Genomic DNA, 19,651 nt, shown 5'->3' on the forward strand with positions numbered 1-19,651 from the left:
ATGCGGTGGATCAACCGGCATCCGGGGCCCGCGGGGCGGGTGGCGCTTGTCGCCTTGCCCTTTGTCCTTGTGGGGCTGGCCTATGCCGCGGCATCGGCGGCGCGGTTGGCGGAAAACCCGCAAGACCGCATCTTGCCGTCTTTCGAGACGCTGGGGGCGACCGCCTGGCGGCTGTTGACGGAAGAGGACCGCCGGTCGGGCGAGATCCTGTTCTGGGGTGATACGCTGTCGAGCCTGTCGCTGTTGGGCGCAGGCGTCGGCATCGCGGCGCTGATCGGTCTGTGCCTTGGCCTTGCCATCGGACTGGTGCCGGTGGTGCGGACGGGGTTGCAGGGCTTTGTCGCGGTTCTGTCGATGATCCCGCCCCTGGCGCTGCTGCCGATCCTGTTCATCACGCTGGGGGTGGGGGATGCGGCCAAGATCGCGCTGATTGCCATCGGCATCACGCCCTTTTTGATCCGCGACCTGTCGGCGCGCACGCTGGAATTGCCGCAAGAGCAATTGGTGAAGGCGCAGACACTGGGGGCCAGCACGTTGGCCATCGCGGTATCGGTGGCGCTGCCCCAGATCATGCCGCGCCTGATTGGGGCGGTCAGGCTGTCGCTCGGGCCCGCGTGGCTGTTTTTGATCGCGGCGGAGGCGGTCGCGTCGGAAGCGGGGCTGGGATACCGGATCTTCCTGGTGCGGCGGTTTCTCGCGATGGATGTGATCCTGACCTATGTGGCGTGGATCACGGTTTTGGCTTTCCTGATCGACTGGGCGCTGATGCGGCTGTCGCGCTGGGCCTATCCTTGGGCGGAGGCGCGGGGATGAGCCTGGTCGAGGTCAGGGACATTTTCCAGAGCTACGGGGCGCGGCCGATCCTCGAGCGGGTGAACCTGAGCGTGGGCGAGGGGGAATTCATCTCGATCGTCGGCGCGTCGGGCTGCGGCAAGTCCACCTTCCTGCGGCTTTTGCTGGATCAGGAGCGGCCCACGCGCGGGCAGATCACGGTGGATGGCGCGCCCCTGAAGGGGGAGCCGGACCGGTCGCGGGGCATCGTGTTCCAGCGCTATTCGGTGTTTCCGCATCTGAGCGTGCGGGACAATATCGTCGCCGCCGAAGGGTTGCAGCGGCCCTTGGGGCGGCTTTTCGGGCAAGCCCTCAGCGCCGCGCGCAGGCGGGCGGATGCGGTGCTGGAGCGGATCGGGTTGGCGCATGTGGCGGGGCAATACCCGGCGGCGCTGTCGGGGGGCATGCAGCAGCGGCTGGCCATCGCGCAGGCATTGGCCGCCAAGCCGCGTATCTTGCTGCTCGACGAGCCATTCGGCGCGCTTGATCCCGGCACGCGGGAGCAGATGCACCGATTTCTGCTCGATCTGCGGGGCGAGGTGCGGATGACCGTCTTCATGGTCACCCATGATCTGCGCGAGGCCTTCAAGCTGGGCGACCGGGTCGTGGTTTTCGACAAGACCCGCTGGGACCCGCATGACCCCACAGCCTTTGGCGCGACGATCACCTACGATTTCGACGCGCGCAACGGCGGCATCCCCTATCAACTGAAAGAGGACCAAGATGTATTTCCTGACCCCGCGCCGCAGCCGGTCGCATCATCCGGGCAACAGGCCCGACCGTGACCGCCGGGCGCATCACCCCGACCTGACCAAACTGCTGGGGTGGAAGGCGATGCGCGCGGAGGCCGATATTCCCGGCACGCGCTGGGACGAGGAACGGCGCTGGGCGCTGAGGATGGGGCTGACCGGGGCGGACAGTATCGAGGACAAGTCGATCCCCACCTTTGCGCGGGGGGAGCTGCCGCATTACGCGGGCATAAACACCTTTCTGAAAGCGCCCTATGCCGAGGATGTGCTGGAGGTTCAGCATTACGATGCCACGGTTCTGGGCATCCCCTTCGACGGCGGTACGACCTATCGCCCAGGCACGAGGTTCGGGCCGCAGGGCGTGCGCAAGATCAGCGCGCTTTACACGCCCTACAATTACGAGATGGGCGTCGATCTGCGCGAACAGATGACGCTGTGCGATGCGGGCGACGTGTTCACCATTCCCGCCAATCTTGAAAAGTCTTTCGACCAGATCAGCCGGGCGGTGAGCCACGTGTTCAGTTCCGGCAGCTTCCCGGTGATGATCGGGGGGGATCATTCCATCGGCTTTCCCTGCGTGCGGGGCATCGCGGAATGCACGTCGAAAAAGATCGGGATCGTGCATTTCGACCGTCATGCCGACATCCAGGAGAAGGATCTGGACGAGCGGATGCACACGACACCGTGGTTCCATTCGACGCTGTTGCCCAATGTGCCGGCCAAGAACCTTGTCCAGATCGGGATCGGCGGCTGGCAGGTGCCGCGCGAGGCGGTGAAGGTCGCCCGCGAGCGGGAGACCAACATCATCACCATGTCGGACATGGAGAAGATGGGCGTGGACAAGACCGCCGAGATGGCGCTGGAGATGGCATGGGACGGGGTGGACATGGTCTACATGTCGTTCGACATCGACAGCATCGATTGCGGGTTCGTGCCCGGCACGGGCTGGCCGGAACCGGGCGGTTTCCTGCCGCGCGAGGCGCTGGCGCTGGCATCGAAAGTCGCGGCGGAGGGTCTGTGCGGGATGGAGCTGGTCGAGGTGTCGCCGCCCTATGACACGAGCGACATCACCGCGCTGATGGGGACGCGGGTCATCGTGGATGTGCTGGGCAGCATGGTGGCCCATGGCAAGATGGGCGCGCACAAGCGCCATATCGACAAGCCCGTCAGCATCCCGCATGGCGCATTCGAGGGGCGGAGGTGGTCCAATGCCCCATGACCATCACGACCATCATCACCACCACGGGCATGGGCATAGTCATGGGCATAGTCATGGGCATGGGCACAACCACGCCCATGCCGATCACCTGCATTCGCATCTGACCCCCGAGGATGCGGCGGCCGATCTGCAGGTTCTGACCGCGCAATTCATCGACGGCTTCGTCAATGCCCGCGACAAGGCCGCCTATCTGCGGCTGGCGGGCGTGCCGCTGGAACGGCCCGGCAAGGCGGGGCGGGGGGCGCTGAAGCTGGTGGATGTGGAGCTGAGGACCGAATGGCAGGTCGGCACGGCCTCGCCGTCCTTCGGGTCGCGCGAGTTGAGCTATCTGCCCTTTCCGGGGGAGATGATCCGCGAGCGGACCAACATGGCGCTGGTCTATGTCTCGATGGAGGAAAAGGACCTGCTCGATATCCGCGATTTCCTGTCGGGGCGGATGGCGGAGGGTTAGCGCGCCCTTGCCGTCGTCGGTTGCGCGGGGGGCGCAATCGGCGGCTTGTGGATTTTCCCCGCCTCGGACAGAGTTTGACCCAGCACGGGCGAGCCAGGGGAGGGGCGAGGTCGTGGGGTTGGAGTATTCGCATAACGCGTGGCTTGTCCTTGCGTCTTTCGCCATCGCGTTGATGGCTGGTTTCACGGGCCTGTCGATGGCGCGCGGCCTGTCGCGTGTGCCCGAGGGGCAGCGCAAGCTGCGGGTCGCCATGTCGGCCATCGTGCTGGGCGGCGGCATCTGGTCGATGCATTTCGTGGCGATGCTGGGCCTGCAGCTGCCGATCCCGTTTTTCTACGATCCGCTGATCACGCTGATTTCGGCGCTGTTGGGCATCCTGGTGGTGGGGCTGGCGCTGATCGTGCTGCATTTCCGCCGCCGCACGCCTGCCCGGATCACGGCGGCGGGGGTGATCCTGGGCGTGGGGATCCTGGGGATGCATTACACCGGCATGGCGGGGATGCAGGCCTGTCGCGCGGCCTATACGCCGGGGGGGCTGGTTCTGGCGGGGGCGATTTCGCTGGTCCTGTCGACGCTGGCGGTCTGGATCGCCTATTGGGACCGGACGCGGCGCAACGTGCTGATGGGGACGGTCTGTTTCGCTGTCGCGGTCGTGGCGCTGCATTTCATCGCGGTGGGGACCACGCAATTCTTCGAGACGGACCTGTCGGGGTTCGATCTGATCCTGGGCAACGAAGCCCTGGCGATGGTGGTGACGCTGGCGGCGTTCGGGATCTGCGGGGCGTTTTTGCTGGCGGGGGCGACGTTCTTTCCCGAGGGGGAGGCGGTGGCGGCGGCCCTGCCCGAGGCGCCGATGCCCGAGCGGGTGGGCGCGGATGCGGAGCCGGTGGTGGTCGCGGCGAAACCGGTCGAGCCCGCGCGGGGGTTCCAGCCCATCCCCTACGAGCGGGAGGGGCGGGTGCTGTTCGCGGACCCTGCGGGGGTCGCGGCGATCAGGGCGGAGGGGCATTACACGATTCTCTATCGCGGCGAGGAGCGGGCGCTGTGCCCGTGGTCGATCTCGGAGGCGGAAAAGCGGCTGGAGGGGACCGATTTCCTGCGGGTGCATCGCAGTTACCTGATCAATCCGGCGCATGTGACCGGGTTCGAGCGGCGCAAGGACACGGGCGTCGTGTTCTTTGACGGGGTCGCGTCGCTGGGCAAGGTTCCGGTGAGCCGGTCGCGCCTGACCGAGGTCCGTGAGGTGCTGGGACTGTAGGTTTCGCAGTTCGTGCGGGCATTTCGCAGTTCGTGAACCGCGCATCCCGCGTCGTTCATTTCCCGCTTTTGGGGCGGGATGGCGGGTCTACACCTTCCCGGGGTGCGTCAATAGCGCGCACGAGGGAGGAAAACATGATACCTGCACGGTTCGAGTACCATCGACCGGCAGACGTGGCGTCGGCGCTTGCGCTCCTGTCGGAGCATGGCGACGAGGCACGCGTTCTGGCCGGTGGCCACAGCCTGATCCCGATGATGAAGCTGCGGATGGCCGCGGTTTCGCATCTGATCGATCTTCAGGACATCAAGGACCTGTCCGGCATCCGCATCGAGGGCGGGCGCGTCACCATCGGGGCGATGACGACCCAGCACGAGCTGATCGAGAATGCCGCGCTGGCCGAGGCAGCCCCCATCCTGCGCGAGGCGGCGTTGCAGATCGCCGATCCGCAGGTGCGCTACATGGGCACGGTGGGCGGCAATGTCGCCAATGGCGATCCGGGCAACGACATGCCGGGGTTGATGCAATGCCTGGGTGCGGTGCTGCATCTGACCGGGCCCGAGGGCAGCCGCGAGGTCGCGGCCCGCGACTATTACGAGGCGGCCTACATGACCGCGCGGGAGGATGACGAGATCCTGACCGCCATTTCCTTTGACGCGCCCATGGGCGGCTACGCCTACGAAAAGCAGAAGCGCAAGATCGGCGATTACGCGACCGCCGCCTGTGCCGCGCTGGTGACGATGGAGGGCGGGCGCTGCACCGCGGCCTCGATCGCGATGACCAATCTGAGCGACACGCCGATCTGGTCGGAAGAGGCAGGCGCAGCGCTGATCGGCACGTCTTGCGACAAGGCGGCGGTGGATGCCGCCGTGGCTGCGGCCAGTGCCGCGATCAACCCGACCGAGGACAATCGCGGCCCGGTCGATTTCAAGCGGCATGTCGCCGCCGTCATCATCCGCCGCGCCATCGAGCGCGCCGTATCGCGCGCCTGAAGGGGAGGGCAAGCCATGGGCAAGCACCATTACCAGATCACAGTGAACGGCGAGACGAAGGATGTTCTGGCCGAACCGCGTGAATTGCTGATCCACACGCTGCGCGAGCAGCTGGGCATCACCGGCCCGCATGTCGGCTGCGAGACCAGCCATTGCGGGGCCTGCACCGTCGATATCGACGGGCGGTCGGTGAAATCCTGCACCGTTTTCACCGCGCAGGTGGCGGGCAAGGACATCACCACGGTCGAGGGGCTTGGATCGCCCGACAAGCTGCATGTGCTGCAGGAGATGTTCAAGGAACACCACGGGTTGCAGTGCGGCTATTGCACGCCGGGCATGATCACGCGGGCCTATCGCCTGTTGCAGGAAAACCCGAGCCCCAGCGAGGAGGAGGTGCGGTTCGGCATGGCCGGGAACCTGTGCCGCTGCACGGGCTACCAGAACATCGTGAAGTCCATTCTGGCCGCTGCGGCGGTGATGAATGCCAGCCAGGAGGCCGCGGAATGACCGACCAGACCCCGATCAGCCGCGAGGACCGCGTCGAGAAGCTCAAGGGCGTGGGTTCGCAGCGCAAGCGCGTGGAGGATGCGCGCTTTACCCAGGGCAAGGGCAATTATGTCGATGACATCAAGCTGCCCGGCATGCTGTTCGGCGATTTCGTCCGCAGCCCCTATGCCCATGCGCGGATCAAGGCGATCCATACCGAGGAGGCGTTGAAGGTTCCGGGCGTTCTGGCCGTTCTGACGGCGGCCGATCTTGCGCCGCTCGGCCTGCACTGGATGCCGACGCTTGCGGGCGACAAGCAGATGGTGCTGGCCGATGGCAAGGTTCTGTACCAGGGGCAGGAGGTCGCCTTTGTCGTGGCGACCGACCGTTATGCCGCCGCCGACGGGATCGAGGCCGTCGAGGTGGATTACGAGGAACTGCCGGTGGTCGTGGACCCGTTCAAGGCGCTGGCGCCCGATGCGCCCGTCCTGCGCGAGGACCTGGAAGGCAAGATGACCGGGGCCCATGGGCCGCGCAAGCATCACAACCATATCTTCACCTGGGAACAGGGCGACAAGGACGCGACCGAGGCGGTGTTGGCCGGCGCGGACGTGGTGGCCGAAGAGATGGTCTATTACCACCGCACCCATCCCTGCCCGCTGGAGCCCTGCGGCTGTGTCGCGAGCATGGACAAGGTGAACGGCAAGCTGACGCTTTACGGCACGTTCCAGGCACCCCATGCGATCCGCACGGTCGTGTCGCTGATCTCGGGGATCGAAGAGCACAACATCCGCGTCATCAGCCCCGATATCGGTGGCGGTTTCGGCAACAAGGTCGGGGCCTATCCGGGCTATGTCTGTTCGGTCGTGGCCTCCATCGTCACCGGCAAGCCGGTGAAATGGGTCGAGGACCGGATGGACAACCTGATGACCACGGCCTTTGCCCGCGATTACTGGATGAAGGGCAAGATCGCGGCCACCAAGGAGGGCAAGATCACAGGGCTTTGGTGCCATGTGACGGCGGACCATGGCGGCTTTGATGCCTGTGCCGACCCGACCAAGTTCCCCGCCGGGTTCTTCAACATCTGCACCGGGTCCTATGACATCCCGACCGCCTATCTGGCTGTCGATGGGGTCTATACCAACAAGGCACCGGGCGGCGTGGCCTATCGCTGTTCGTTCCGCGTGACGGAAGCGGCCTATTTCATCGAGCGCATGATCGAGATCCTGGCCATCGAGCTGGACATGGACGCGGCCGAGCTGCGGCGGATCAACTTCATCCGGGCGGACCAGTTCCCCTATCACTCGGCGCTGGGCTGGGAATACGACAGCGGCGATTACCACACGGCCTGGGACAAGGCGCTGAAGGCGGTCGATTACGAGGGGCTGCGCAAGGAGCAGGCCGAGCGCGTCGAAGCCTTCAAGCGGGGTGAGACGCGCAAGCTGCTGGGGATCGGTCTGACCCATTTCACGGAGATCGTGGGGGCCGGGCCGGTCAAGAATTGCGATATCCTTGGGCTGGGGATGTTCGACAGCTGCGAGATCCGCATCCATCCCACCGGATCGGCCATCGCGCGGTTGGGGACCATCAGCCAGGGCCAGGGGCATGCGACGACATTCGCCCAGATCCTTGCGACCGAGATCGGCCTGCCCGCGGATTCGATCACGGTCGAGGAGGGCGACACCGATACCGCGCCCTATGGTCTGGGCACCTATGGCTCGCGGTCTACCCCGGTTGCGGGGGCGGCCACGGCCATGGCGGGCCGCAAGATCCGCGCCAAGGCGCAGATGATCGCGGCCTACCTGCTCGAGGTCCATGACGACGATCTGGAATGGGATGTCGACCGTTTCGTGGTCAAGGGCGCGCCCGAGCGCTTCAAGACCATGAAGGAGATCGCCTTTGCCTCCTACAACCAGGCCATTCCAGGGCTGGAGCCGGGGCTTGAGGCGGTCAGCTATTACGACCCGCCGAACATGACCTATCCCTTCGGGGCCTATATCTGCGTGATGGAGATCGACGTGGATACGGGCGTGCACGAGATCCGGCAATTCTATGCGCTGGATGATTGCGGCACCCGGATCAACCCGATGATCATCGAGGGGCAGGTGCATGGCGGTCTGACCGAGGCGCTGGCCATCGCGATGGGCCAGGAGATCGCCTATGACGAGCTGGGCAACGTCAAGACCGGCACGTTGATGGATTTCTTCGTGCCGACGGCCTGGGAAACGCCCCATTACACGACCGATCACACCACGACGCCGTCACCCCATCACCCGATCGGGGCCAAGGGCGTGGGCGAAAGCCCGAACGTGGGCGGCGTGCCGGCGTTTTCGAATGCGGTCCATGATGCTTTCCGCGCCTTTGGGCTGCGGCAGAGCCACATGCCGCATGACCATTGGCGGATCTGGAAGATCGCCAACGGTTTGGGCCTGCATGGGTGACGCGGGGGTGGGGTAGAACCCCACCCCACGCCCCATCCCATGCGCGAAAAGGCAGGGCGGCCATCGCCCTGCCCATCCCAGAGGGATCTCATGAAAGATTGGCAGAGCCTCCGTTCCGATCTGGCCCGTCAGGGCTATGTCGCGCCGCCCGATCTGGCGATGGCGCTGGCGCTGGCCGTGGCGCTGGGCCGTCCCCTGCTGCTGGAGGGCGCTGCAGGTGTCGGCAAGACGGAGGTCGCCCGCGCGCTGGCCATGGCGCGGGACACGAGGCTGATCCGGCTGCAATGCTACGAGGGGCTCGATGCGAGCCACGCCATCTACGAATGGAATTACCAGCGCCAATTGCTGGCGATCCGCGCCAGTGCCGAGACGGGCCGCGCGGTCGAGGCGCGGATATTCTCGGAGGATTACCTGCTGAAGCGGCCGCTTCTGGAGGCGATCACGCAAGATGTGCCGCCCGTACTCTTGATCGACGAGATCGACCGGGCGGACGAGGAATTCGAGGCCTATCTGCTGGAGGTCCTGTCGGATTTCCAGATCACCATTCCCGAGCTGGGGACCATCGCCGCCACGGCACGGCCCATCGTGATCCTGACGGCGAACGGGACGCGCGATCTGTCGGATGCGTTGCGGCGGCGCTGTCTGTATGCGCATGTCGATTACCCCGACCGCGCGACCGAGATTGCCATCCTTGCCGCCCGTTGCCCCGAGATCGAGGCGCGGCTGGCGGGGCAGATCGTGGGCTTCGTGCAGGCGGTGCGGCGCGAAGAACTGGAGAAGAAGCCGGGCATCGCCGAGATGCTGGATTTCGCCGCGGCCCTGGCGGGGTTGGGGGTCAATGACCTGAGTGATGATCCCGCGATCCTGCAGGCGAGCCTTGCCACGCTCCTCAAGACGCAGCGCGACAGGGCGGGGTTCACGACCGAGGTGGCGCAACGTCTGGCGGGGGTGGCGGCGTGAGCCGGGTCACGAAATTCGCGACGCGTGATGCGGGGCCTGCGGCGCGGGTGGCGGGCTTTGTCGCGCATCTGCGGGGCAATGGATTGCGCCTGGGCGTGGGCGAGGCGGAAACGGCCCTGGCAGCACTTGCGCAGGTTCGTGCCACCGACCCGGCCGAGGCGCGGATGGCGCTGCGCGCGGTCTGCACCGGATCGGCGGATGAGGCGCGGCGGTTCGACGAGATGTTCGACGCCTATTGGCTGAACGGGGGGCGGGTGGCCAGCCGCATGGCCCCGGGCGGGGAGGCCAACCTGTCCCATACGCGCAGCAGCAACGTGGCAGATGGGCCGGAGGCGGCAGGGGCGGGCGAAAAGCATGCCCCCGACGGCAGCGACGAGGGGCAGGCCGAGGGCGGCGGCGAGGGGCGGTTGGTCGCCACCCGGGTCGACAGCCTGATGAAAAAGGACCTGCGCGACATCGTGGGCCGCGCCGATATCGCGGAGGCTGAACGGGTGGCCGAGGCGCTGGGCCGCGCGCTGAAGGATCGGCGGTCGCGGCGGCGGCGGGCGGCGCGCAAGGGGGCGCAGATCGACCTGCGCCGCGCGTTGCGCCAAAGCCTTGCCACGGGGGGCGAGCCCTTGCGCCTGCCGCGCCGGGCGCGGCCGGACCGACCTGTCCGTATCGCGGCATTGTGCGATGTGTCGGGGTCGATGGTGGCCTATGCGCGGCCCTTTCTGGCGTTCCTTGTCGGTTTGATGCGCCATGACGCGACGGCGGATGCCTATCTGTTTCACACGCGGTTGGTGCGGATCACGGACGCGATGCGCGACCCCGACCCGATGCGGACGCTGAACCGGTTGACGCTGTTGTCCGACGGCTTCGGGGGCGGATCGAAGATCGGCGAGAACCTGGGCCGGTTCGCCCGGACCTATGCGCGCCGTTTCGTCGATGGGCGGAGCGTCGTGTTCATCTTGTCGGATGGCTATGACACGGGCCGGGGCGAGGGGATCGGTGAGGCGCTGGCCGATCTGCGCCGCCGGGGGTGCCGGATCGTCTGGCTGAACCCGCTTGCTGGTTGGGCCGATTACGCGCCCGTCGCGCGCGGCATGGCGGCGGCCCTGCCCCATCTCGACGCATTTCACCCTGCCAACACGCTGGAGCGCATCGCCGCGCTGGCCGAGGAGCTTGACCGGAAATGAAGATGGCCCCACCCGACATGGATGCGCTGGACGAAACCCGCCGCCGGTTGCGCGCCGATGGCACACCGCATGCGATCGCGACCGTGGTGCGCACGCGCGATGCCACATCGGCCAAGGCGGGCGCCAAGGCCATCGTGTCCGCCGAGGGCGAGATCCTGGAGGGGTGGGTCGGTGGCGGCTGCGCGCGGGGGGCCATCGGGCGCGCGGCGCGCAAGGCCATCGAGCGCAACGAGCCCGTGCTGGTGGCGCTGCGCCCGGACGAGCGTCTGGCCGCCGAAGGGGTGGAGCCCTGCGAGGTGCGCGACGGCATGGTCTATGAACGCAACGGCTGCGCCAGCAAGGGGTCGCTGGATATCTACGTGGAACCTTTCGTGCCCTCGCCCGATCTGGTCGTGATGGGCGATGGTCCGGTGGCGCGCGCGCTGTCGGGTCTGGCGCGGGGGTTCGATTTCCGCGTGGCGGGCGATCTGCCCGAGGGGGACGGGGCGCGCGCGCTTTATGTCGTGGTCGCAACCCAGGGCCGTGGCGATGCATTGGCGCTTGGCCGGGCGCTGGCGAGTTCTGCGGGTTTTGTCGCCTTTGTCGGAAGCCCGAAGAAGGCCGCGACGCTCAAGGCCAAGCTTGCCGCCGAGGGGGCGGAGGCGGGCGCGCTGGATCGGCTGGTCGCGCCTGCGGGTCTGAACATCGGGGCTGCGACGCCCGAGGAAATCGCGCTGTCGATCCTGGCCCAGATCGTCGCGCGCCGCCGGATGGGGCAGGAGCCATGAGCGAGGCACCGCCCCCCGAGGCCGCTGCCCCCGACCGCAAGGCGGGCATTCTGGCCCGGCTTTTCCCACCCCTGACCCCTGCGCAGGCCGAGGCGCTGGCGCGGATCAGGTTTCCCTGCTGCTAGAGAGGACAAGAACCATGGAACTTTCCGATACGATCGTCATCCCCGCGCCGCGCGAGCGTGTCTATGCGGCGCTGAACGATCCCGAGATCCTGCGCCAGTGCATTCCCGGCTGCGAGGAGCTGATCCTGCATTCGCCGACCGAGATGGAAGCCAAGGTGGTGCTCAAGATCGGGCCGGTGAAGGCGCGGTTCGGGGGCAAGGTGACGCTCGACGTGGCGGGCGCGCCGGAGCGGTTTTCGTTGACGGGCGAGGGCAATGGCGGCACGGCCGGTTTCGCCAAGGGCGGGGCCGATGTGACCCTGACCGAGGAGAATGGGGTGACGACGCTGAGCTATGCGGCCAAGGCCGAGATCGGCGGCAAGCTGGCGCAGCTGGGCAGCCGTTTGGTGCAAAGCACGGCACGCAAGCTGTCGGCCACGTTCTTCGAGAAATTCGCGGCGACATTCGAGGCGTCGGACGCGGCGGCCTGAGCCACCGCGCCTGTTTCAGGCGAAGGCGAGGGCGAGGATATCTTCGGCCTCGTCATCGGGCATGAGCTGGGCCGGGTCGATGGAAAAGAGGCTCAGGATCTTGTGCAGGAAGCCGTCATCCTCGGCCGCTGGCTGTGGTGCGGGGGCGGGCAGGGACAGGAGCGAGACCGGGGCGGGTTCGGCCATGGGCAGGGTCATGTCGGGTGCCGGTTCGGGTTGAAGCGGTTCGGCGGGAAAGACCGGGTTCAGTTGGTCGACGGTCGGGTTTTCGACCCCGTGCAGGACGATCCCGCCCAGCGAGCGGTCGACGGCCCCATCCGCCCCGGTAAAGCGGATCAGCGTCGAGGGAACATCATCGCTGAGATAGGGCACGAAGCGGAGCGCATCGGGGCCGGTGAAGGCGGGGTGATCGAAGACGAGGCTGTCGGTGCCGATCTCGAAATCGAGGATCACGTCGAAACCCCGGCCCGGATGGGAATGCACGAAGACGTCGTGCCCTTCGCCGCCGATCAGCGTGTCATTGCCCGCGCCGCCGATAAGCGTGTCGCGGCCATGGCCGCCATCGAGCCAGTCGGCACCGCGTCCGGCATCAAGCCTGTCATGGCCCAGATCGCCCTGGAGCGTATCGGCCCCCTGGCCCCCGAAAAGCGTGTCCTTTCCGCTGCCGCCCCGCAGGAGGTCATCGCCCGATGTGCCCGCGAGCCGGTCATCGGTGTCGCTGCCGCGCAGCCTGTTTCCCGGCAGATCGTCCTGGGCGGAGGGTTCGGCGGGAAGCGCCGTGGCGAGCAGGCCGGGGGCGGCGGTGGCGAGGGCCGGTTCGGCGTCGGGAAAGCGGTCGAAGCGGAGCTGGACCACCTCGTAGGGTTGGAGGTCAAGTTCGACGATGGCGCTGTCGCCATGGGTGATCGGCGCGACCTCGGTCACGATGGCATCGCGCAGGTTGCCCCCGGTTTCGGCGGGACGGATCGAGATGGCGCGCAATGTGTCGAATTCGGTCACGAAATCGGACAGATCGGCCCGGATCGTCATCGGCTGATCCGACCGCGAGGAGAGGAACACGAGATGTTCGCCGCCGGTATTCTCGAAAAGCGTCACCTCGACATCATTGTCGGCCCCGCCGGCTGCGGGGGACATCGTCCAGCTTCCCGTCACCAGTTCGTGGCCGGGCAGGGTCTGGCGCAGGAGGTCCAGCATCGCGGCGCGCGTCGTGTTGGTGGCGATGTCGAGGCCATGGACCTGGGTGGTTGCGATGTCCTCGTCGCGGAAGAGATAGGCGTTCTGGGTGTTGTGGGACAGGGGCCAGGCAAAGGCTTGGTCCACGCCCGCATCGATCATGTTTTCCACATGTTCGAGCAGGTAGGAGGCGCCGTGGATGCCGATGTCGACACGATCATCCCCCAGCGCGATGTTGCGGTTGATGTTGTATTCGCCGACCCGCTGGATCAGGTCGCGACCGGCCCATGTCTCCCAGGCGTGGGCGGTGCCGTGCAGGGTCTGTTCCAGCCCGCGATCCTCGGCAAAAAGGCCGCTGTCGTTTTCGAACCCGTCGGTTTCGGGGTCGCGCCAGTAGCTGTTGCGGATGATCCCGTCGATGGCATCGCGCGCGCCCTCGGTCTGGTCGACGCCGCGCTGGATCCGGGCATTGGCGGCATCGGGGTTGTTGCCGAAGGCCCCGCGCAGGTTGCCCGCCGCCTGCAGGTAGATGTCGGCATCCGTGCCCGCCGTCTCGAAACCGCTGGAAAGCGCTGCGGCGACCTGTCCGGCCTTGTGGCTATAGTCGAATTCGAGGCTGGCGTCCCGGGCAAGGCGACCGCCCCAGTATTCGTTGCCCAGTTCGTAGCCACCGACCACGCCGGGAAACCGGGCTTCGACGGCGATGGCGAAATCCCGGACCTGGGACAGGAATTCGGCACGGCTGAAGCCGTCGGGCGTGTCCACGGGAAGGACCATGTCGACCGAGAGCCCATGGGTTTGCGCGAAATCGAGCATGTTCACGATGTTGGGGGCAAGCGCACCGTCAGGCAGCAATCCGGCCGAGAAGACGAGATCGGTTTCCCCGCCCGGAAAGCGGATTGTAGCGATGTCGAAATGCGCGAGCGCGGATTGAACCGCCTCGGTCGGCGTGCCGAGCGCGGTGTCGGCGCTGTCGGAAAACCACGGTCTGCCGGTGTTGGAGGATTGCACGACATTGGTCTGGAACAGCGCGGCGGACACGGTGTCGCCACTTGCGACCCATGACGTGAGGTCGAGAAACCGGAGCATGTCACCCATGGCGTTACCCTTCTGGCAAGCGGAAGAACCGGGCGGTCCCGTGGGCCGGACCGGTCACGGGGGGCGAAGTGCAAAGGCTGTGCCAAGGGTTTGGGGCTGGGGTTTGGGGCCGGGGTTTGGGGCCGGGGGTCTATTCAAGCCGGGGGCCGGACCTGCTAGGGTCGGGCGGTGACGTGCGGAAAGGAATTGCGATGAAGGTCAACGGCATTCCCTATCGGTCGATCTGGCTTGATCCCGATGGGCGGACGGTGCGGATCATCGACCAGACGCGGTTGCCGCATGACTTCCCCGTGGTGGGTTTGCGGACGATGCAAGAGGCCGCGACGGCGATCCGCGACATGTGGGTGCGCGGTGCGCCGCTGATCGGGGCTACGGCGGCTTATGGTATCGCGCTGCAGATGGTCGAGGATGCGTCGGATGGGGCGCTGGACCATGCCTGCGCGGTGCTGCATGCGACGCGGCCGACCGCGATCAACCTGCGCTGGGCGCTGGACGACATGCGCGCGGTGCTGGCCCCCTTGCCGCCCGGTGAGCGGCGCGCGGCGGCCTTTGCCCGCGCGGCGGCGATCTGCGACGAGGATGTGGAGATCAACCGCCGGATCGGGGAACATGGCGTGGCCCTGATCGAGGCGATCGCGGCCCGCAAACCGGGGCCGGTCAACATCCTGACCCATTGCAATGCGGGCTGGCTTGCGACGGTCGACTGGGGCACCGCGACCTCGCCCATCTACCAGGCGGTGGAACGGGGGATCGAGGTGCATGTCTGGGTGGATGAAACCCGCCCCCGCAACCAGGGCGCGCATCTGACATCCTGGGAAATGGCGAGCCATGGCATTCCCCATCACCTGATCGTGGACAATGCGGGCGGGCATCTGATGCAGCATGGCCAGGTCGATCTGTGCATCGTGGGCACCGACCGGACCACGGCGCGCGGCGATGTGTGCAACAAGATCGGCACCTATCTGAAGGCGCTGGCGGCCCATGACAACGGCGTGCCGTTCTATGTCGCGCTGCCTTCGCCCACCATCGACTGGCGGGTGCAGGACGGGGTCGCCGAAATCCCCATCGAGGAACGCAGCGCCGAGGAAGTGACGCAGGTCTGGGGCCGCGATGCGCAGGGGCAGGTGCGGCAGGTGCGGATCGCGCCCGAGGCGACGCCGGGGGCGAACCCCGCCTTTGACGTCACGCCCGCGCGGCTGGTGACGGGGCTGATCACGGAACGCGGCATCGCGCCCGCCAGTGCCGAGGGGCTGGCGGCGATGTTCCCCGAACATGCGGCACGGGCTGCGGAATGACCGAGGACAGCCTGCGCGCCGAACTGGTCGAGCGTTGCCGCGAGCTGGACGCGCGGGGGCTGAACCGGGGTGCATCCGGCAATCTGTCGGCGCGCTGGGGCGAGGTGATGCTGATCACGCCATCGGCGGTGGCCTATGGCGACCTGCGTCCCGAGATGATCGCGCGGATGCCGCTTGCGGGGGATGGCACGTGGGAGGGTCCGCTCAAACCCTCGTCCGAATGGCGGTTTCACCGCGACATCCTGCGCGCCCGGCCCGAGGTGGGGGCGGTGGTGCATACCCATGCCACCTATTCCACGATCCTGGCTATTGCGCGCCGCTCGATCCCCGCGATCCACTACATGATCGCGGCCTTCGGGGCTTCGGAAATCCCCTGCTGCGATTACGCGCGCTACGGCACGGCGGAATTGAGCGAGGCGATCTTGCGCGTGCTGGGGAGGCTGAATGGCTGCCTGATGGCCAATCACGGGATGCTGACGGTCGGTCCTGACCTGACGCGGGCGACATGGCTTGCCTTCGAGCTCGAAGCACTGGCGCAGCAATATTGGCATGTCCTGCAGATCGGCGGTGGCCATGTCCTGCCGGAGGCGGAGATCGCCGAGGTGGCGCGCGATTTCGCCAGCTACGGTGTTCAGGCGCGCAAGGCCGATTAGGTCGGAGTTTCCCGAAAACAGCTCCTGTGCGCCGTCGCACGGGACCGGGTGCGTTTTTTGGCCTATGTTCGGGTTTGCAAGGAATGACAGGAGGCGGCCCGATGTCCGACACGGAATTGAGAAAGATACAGACACAGGGCGTGCATCACATCACGCTGAACGGGGCGGATCGGCAGACCTCCATCGACTTCTGGGAGGGGGTGCTGGGCATGCCCTTCGTCTTTGATCAGCCCAATCTCGACAATCCGGGCGAGGGGCATCTGTATTTCGATCCGGGCGACGGGCGGCTGATCACGATCTTTACCAACGAGGCGCGCAAGCCCACGGGCAAGCCCGTGCCCGAGGCGGTGGGGTCGCTGCATCATCTGGCGCTCAACGTCAGCCAGGCGACATTCTGGCAGGTGGCGGCGCGGCTGGATGCGCGGGGCGTGAAACATTCGGGGCCGGTGGACCGGGGTTTCATGGATTCGATCTATTTCCGCGATCCGCTGGGCCTGCGGATCGAGCTGGCGAGCTACCGGTTCGAACCGCCCGAAGGGTGCCGCCATGCCGATGTGATGCTGGAGGCGCACAAGATCCGGGTGGCGCGCGGCGATCACCACATCGACAAGGTGCATCTGGCCGATGCGATCGAGGCGCTGGTCGAACGCGGGCAAAGATCGCTGTCGCAGGACCGGGGCGCGCGCAAGGGCTGGTGACGGGCCCTGCGATTTCGTCTCGACAAAACCGGATTTTTGGTTATTTTTGCGCCATGACCGAGATCCAGCACCAGACCCGCGCGCTTGCCGCCCTTGGCCATGAGGCCCGGCTGTCGATCTTTCGCCTTTTGGTGAAGGCGGGAGAGGCGGGTTTGCGCGTGGGCGATATCGCCGAGCATCTGGGGCTGGCCCCCTCGACGCTGGCGCATCACCTGTCGGTTCTGGTCGATGCGGGCCTTGTCTTGCAGGACAAGCGGGGGCGCGAGGTGTTCAACCATGTCGATTACGCGGCGATGCGGCGGGTCGTGTCCTTTCTGACGGCGGAATGCTGTGTCGGTGTCACGCTCGACCGCGCGGAGGATGCGGCATGATCCGCGACCGCGGTTTTTTTCGCGCAAATGCAACCATAAAACCGGAGATATCGCGATGACGGATGTCAGCCTTCCCCGTGCAGGGTTTCGGGCGGCCCTGGGTCAGATCTGGCGGGGGCAGCGTGTCTGGTTGGCGTCTTGCCTGATCTTGCTGGCGCTTGCCGTTTTCGATCCGGGGCAGGCGTGGGAGAGCGCGGGTTTCGCGGGCGATGCGCTGATGCGCACCGCGCCCTACCTGGTTCTGTCCATCGCCATCGCGGCATGGGCGGGGGCGACGGGGGCGGACAACCTGATCGCGCGGGCCTTTACCGGGGCGCCGATCCTGATGATCGGCCTTGCGGCGCTGGCGGGCGGGATATCGCCCTTTTGCTCCTGCGGGGTGATCCCGCTGATCGCGGCGCTGTTGGCGATGGGGGTGCCGCTGTCGGCGGTGATGGCGTTCTGGCTGGCCTCCCCGATCATGGACCCGTCCATGTTCGTGCTGACGGCGGGTGTGCTGGACCTGGAATTCGCGGTGGCCAAGACGGTCACGGCCATCGGGCTGGGTGTATTCGGGGGCGCGGTCGTGCATGTGCTGGCGCGGGGCGGCGCGCTGTCGGACCCGCTGCGGGAGGGGGTCGGCAATGGCGGCTGCGGCGGGGCCCGGGTGCGCGCGCCCAAGCCCGTGGTCTGGCGGTTCTGGACCGAGGCGGAGCGCCGCACGAAATTCGGCAAGACGGCGGCCAGCACCACGGTCTTTCTGGCCAAGTGGCTGACGCTGGCCTTTCTGCTCGAAAGCCTGATGTTGGCATGGGTGCCCGCCGAAACCGTCACCGCCCTGCTGGGCGGCACGGGGGTGATGCCGATCCTGACGGCGACACTGGTGGGGGTTCCGGCCTATCTCAACGGCTATGCCGCCCTGCCGCTGGTGGGCGGATTGATCGATCAGGGCATGGCACCGGGGGCCGGCATGGCCTTTCTGGTGGCGGGGGGTGTCACATCGATTCCCGCCGCCATGGCGGTTTGGGCGCTGGCGCGGCCACAGGTCTTTGCGATCTACATCCTTTTGTCCCTGAGCGGGGCCTTTGCGGCGGGTCTTTTGTTCCAGATCTGGGTTTCGATCTAGGTCCGCGCCGCGCGCAAAGTCAGAAAATATGCAATTGAAACAGTTTCTTGCGCAGTCCCTTCGGGGGCTGGGTCGATGCCCTGTGCATTGTCACAAACCTGTTACAAAACTGTTGAATAAGCGTCACCGAACACGACTAGGCAGCGGGTCAAGGACGGTTGCCGTCCGGAACAGATATCAGGAGAAGTCATGTCTCACCTCAAGCTTTCCACGGCTGTCATCGCGGTTCTCGCGGTTTCCGCTGTCGCCGCTTCGGCCCAGACGCGCAGCAACGTTCAGGTCGCCGGTTCCTCGACCGTGCTGCCCTATGCCAACATCGTCGCCGAAGCCTTCGGCGCGGAAACCGACTTCGCGACCCCCGTCGTTGAAGGTGGCGGTTCCTCGACCGGCCGTCGCATGCTGTGCGAAGGCGTCGGCGAAGGCACGATCGACATCGCCAACTCGTCCTCGCTGATGAGCGCGACCGAGCGCGAAACCTGCATGGCCGCAGGCGTCACGCCGATCGAAGTGCGCTTTGGCTATGACGGCATCGTCTTTGCCTCGGACATCAACGGCCCCTCCTTCGCGTTCGAGCCGATCCACTGGCACATCGCGCTGGCCGCCGAGCATTTCATCGATGGCGCGCTGGTTCCCAACACGCTGACCACCTGGGCCGAAGTGGCCGCCGTCGCCCAGTCGCTGGGTGTCGCAGGCGACCTGCCCGACCAGGAAATCAACGCCTTCATCCCCGGCACCAACCACGGCACCCGCGAAGTCTTTGACGAGCGCGTTCTGCTGGACGGCTGCGAGCAGGGCGGCTTCTTTGACGCGATGATCGCGGCTGGCGTCGACGAAGACACCGCCGAGGAAGCCTGCATGGCTGTCCGCACCGATGGCCGTTCGGTCGACATCGAAGGCGATTACACCCAGACGCTGGCCAACCTCGACTCGACCCCCACGGGCGTCGGCGTCTTCGGCCTGTCCTTCTACGAGAACAACACCGACCGTCTGCAGGTTGCGACCATGTCCGGCGTCACCCCCTCGACCGAGACCATCTCGGTGGGTGAATACCCGGTGTCGCGTCCGCTCCAGTTCTACGTGAAGCAGGAGCATATCGGCGTGATCCCCGGCCTGCTGGAATTCGTCGAATTCTTCATCTCGGACGAGATCGCAGGCCCCGGCGGCCCGCTGTCCGAATACGGCCTGGTGCCCGACCCGGCGCTGGCGGAAACGCAGGCGATGGTCGCAGCGCTGCGCTGAACCGAGCTTGATCCAGACGACCGGGCGGCCCCTGACAACGGGGGCCGCCCATCCCACCTGAGGGCGGATCTGTCGCCCGATACGAGATCGAAAGT

At 66.5% G+C, this 19,651-nt stretch carries 20 protein-coding genes; 19 read left to right on the forward strand and 1 reads right to left on the reverse strand.

Translation table 11 applies throughout. The features are described from left to right. The 13 genes from AABA51_RS01595 to AABA51_RS01655 all read left to right on the forward strand — a co-directional run bounded on the left by AABA51_RS01595 (window position 1) and on the right by AABA51_RS01655 (window position 11,924). Window positions 1-813, forward strand: coding sequence for an ABC transporter permease (locus AABA51_RS01595; RefSeq protein WP_338273747.1), 813 nt, complete (start codon window positions 1-3; stop codon window positions 811-813). Continuing rightward, window positions 810-1,616: an ABC transporter ATP-binding protein gene (locus AABA51_RS01600; protein ID WP_338273749.1), complete on the forward strand. Its 807-nt coding sequence runs from the start codon at window positions 810-812 to the stop codon at window positions 1,614-1,616. The genes AABA51_RS01595 and AABA51_RS01600 overlap by 4 nt, the downstream gene beginning before the upstream one ends. Further along, window positions 1,555-2,799 carry an agmatinase family protein gene (locus tag AABA51_RS01605; RefSeq protein WP_338273752.1) on the forward strand — a complete coding sequence of 415 codons (1,245 nt, stop codon included), beginning with the start codon at window positions 1,555-1,557 and terminating at the stop codon, window positions 2,797-2,799. The genes AABA51_RS01600 and AABA51_RS01605 overlap by 62 nt, the downstream gene beginning before the upstream one ends. Next, window positions 2,789-3,250, forward strand: coding sequence for a hypothetical protein (locus tag AABA51_RS01610; protein WP_338273753.1), 462 nt, complete (start codon window positions 2,789-2,791; stop codon window positions 3,248-3,250). Before AABA51_RS01605 ends, AABA51_RS01610 begins: the two co-directional genes overlap by 11 nt. Window positions 3,251-3,362: 112 nt before the next feature. Then, a complete protein-coding gene (locus AABA51_RS01615) occupies window positions 3,363-4,508 on the forward strand; it encodes an MHYT domain-containing protein (protein ID WP_338273755.1) in 1,146 nt (381 codons plus the stop codon). A 134-nt stretch (window positions 4,509-4,642) separates the two neighbouring features. Beyond that, window positions 4,643-5,497: an FAD binding domain-containing protein gene (locus AABA51_RS01620; RefSeq protein ID WP_338273758.1), complete on the forward strand. Its 855-nt coding sequence runs from the start codon at window positions 4,643-4,645 to the stop codon at window positions 5,495-5,497. 15 nt (window positions 5,498-5,512) lie between these two features. Further along, window positions 5,513-6,004, forward strand: a complete 492-nt coding sequence (locus AABA51_RS01625; protein WP_338273760.1) for a (2Fe-2S)-binding protein — start codon at window positions 5,513-5,515, stop codon at window positions 6,002-6,004. Beyond that, on the forward strand, window positions 6,001-8,424 hold the full coding sequence (locus AABA51_RS01630) for an aerobic carbon-monoxide dehydrogenase large subunit (RefSeq protein WP_338273762.1): 2,424 nt from the start codon (window positions 6,001-6,003) through the stop codon (window positions 8,422-8,424). The genes AABA51_RS01625 and AABA51_RS01630 overlap by 4 nt, the downstream gene beginning before the upstream one ends. Before the next feature lie 90 nt (window positions 8,425-8,514). Next, a complete protein-coding gene (locus tag AABA51_RS01635) occupies window positions 8,515-9,384 on the forward strand; it encodes an AAA family ATPase (RefSeq protein ID WP_338273764.1) in 870 nt (289 codons plus the stop codon). Continuing rightward, complete coding sequence (locus AABA51_RS01640; protein ID WP_338273766.1) at window positions 9,381-10,562, forward strand: vWA domain-containing protein; 1,182 nt, start codon at window positions 9,381-9,383, stop codon at window positions 10,560-10,562. The genes AABA51_RS01635 and AABA51_RS01640 overlap by 4 nt, the downstream gene beginning before the upstream one ends. Further along, complete coding sequence (locus tag AABA51_RS01645; protein WP_338273768.1) at window positions 10,559-11,329, forward strand: XdhC family protein; 771 nt, start codon at window positions 10,559-10,561, stop codon at window positions 11,327-11,329. The genes AABA51_RS01640 and AABA51_RS01645 overlap by 4 nt, the downstream gene beginning before the upstream one ends. Next, a complete protein-coding gene (locus AABA51_RS01650) occupies window positions 11,326-11,454 on the forward strand; it encodes a hypothetical protein (RefSeq protein ID WP_338273770.1) in 129 nt (42 codons plus the stop codon). Before AABA51_RS01645 ends, AABA51_RS01650 begins: the two co-directional genes overlap by 4 nt. A 14-nt stretch (window positions 11,455-11,468) precedes the next feature. Next, complete coding sequence (locus tag AABA51_RS01655; RefSeq protein ID WP_338273772.1) at window positions 11,469-11,924, forward strand: SRPBCC family protein; 456 nt, start codon at window positions 11,469-11,471, stop codon at window positions 11,922-11,924. A gap of 15 nt (window positions 11,925-11,939) precedes the next feature. Here AABA51_RS01655 and AABA51_RS01660 read toward each other — a convergent pair whose 3' ends face one another. Further along, the gene (locus AABA51_RS01660) at window positions 11,940-14,195 is read right to left on the reverse strand and encodes a hypothetical protein (RefSeq protein ID WP_338273774.1); all 2,256 of its coding nucleotides are present in this window, start codon (window positions 14,193-14,195) and stop codon (window positions 11,940-11,942) included. 191 nt (window positions 14,196-14,386) lie between these two features. On the opposite strand from AABA51_RS01660, the gene mtnA reads away from it, so the two are divergent. From mtnA to AABA51_RS01690, 6 genes are all read left to right on the forward strand, one after another. Then, the gene (gene mtnA / locus AABA51_RS01665) at window positions 14,387-15,490 is read left to right on the forward strand and encodes an S-methyl-5-thioribose-1-phosphate isomerase (RefSeq protein WP_338273777.1); all 1,104 of its coding nucleotides are present in this window, start codon (window positions 14,387-14,389) and stop codon (window positions 15,488-15,490) included. Next, window positions 15,487-16,143 carry a class II aldolase/adducin family protein gene (locus AABA51_RS01670; RefSeq protein ID WP_338273779.1) on the forward strand — a complete coding sequence of 219 codons (657 nt, stop codon included), beginning with the start codon at window positions 15,487-15,489 and terminating at the stop codon, window positions 16,141-16,143. The genes mtnA and AABA51_RS01670 overlap by 4 nt, the downstream gene beginning before the upstream one ends. Window positions 16,144-16,259: 116 nt before the next feature. Continuing rightward, window positions 16,260-16,841: a VOC family protein gene (locus AABA51_RS01675; RefSeq protein ID WP_338276381.1), complete on the forward strand. Its 582-nt coding sequence runs from the start codon at window positions 16,260-16,262 to the stop codon at window positions 16,839-16,841. 53 nt (window positions 16,842-16,894) lie between these two features. Beyond that, window positions 16,895-17,212 (forward strand): ArsR/SmtB family transcription factor, encoded by a 318-nt coding sequence (locus AABA51_RS01680; RefSeq protein WP_338273781.1) that lies wholly within the window; start codon window positions 16,895-16,897, stop codon window positions 17,210-17,212. Between the two features lie 55 nt (window positions 17,213-17,267). After that, window positions 17,268-18,317: a permease gene (locus AABA51_RS01685; protein ID WP_338273783.1), complete on the forward strand. Its 1,050-nt coding sequence runs from the start codon at window positions 17,268-17,270 to the stop codon at window positions 18,315-18,317. 189 nt (window positions 18,318-18,506) lie between these two features. Beyond that, window positions 18,507-19,556 carry a PstS family phosphate ABC transporter substrate-binding protein gene (locus tag AABA51_RS01690; protein ID WP_338273785.1) on the forward strand — a complete coding sequence of 350 codons (1,050 nt, stop codon included), beginning with the start codon at window positions 18,507-18,509 and terminating at the stop codon, window positions 19,554-19,556. Window positions 19,557-19,651: the final 95 nt, after the last annotated feature.

The sequence above is a fragment of the Roseicyclus marinus genome (assembly GCF_036322625.1).
In the GTDB taxonomy this organism is placed as follows: Bacteria; Pseudomonadota; Alphaproteobacteria; order Rhodobacterales; family Rhodobacteraceae; genus Roseicyclus; species Roseicyclus marinus_A.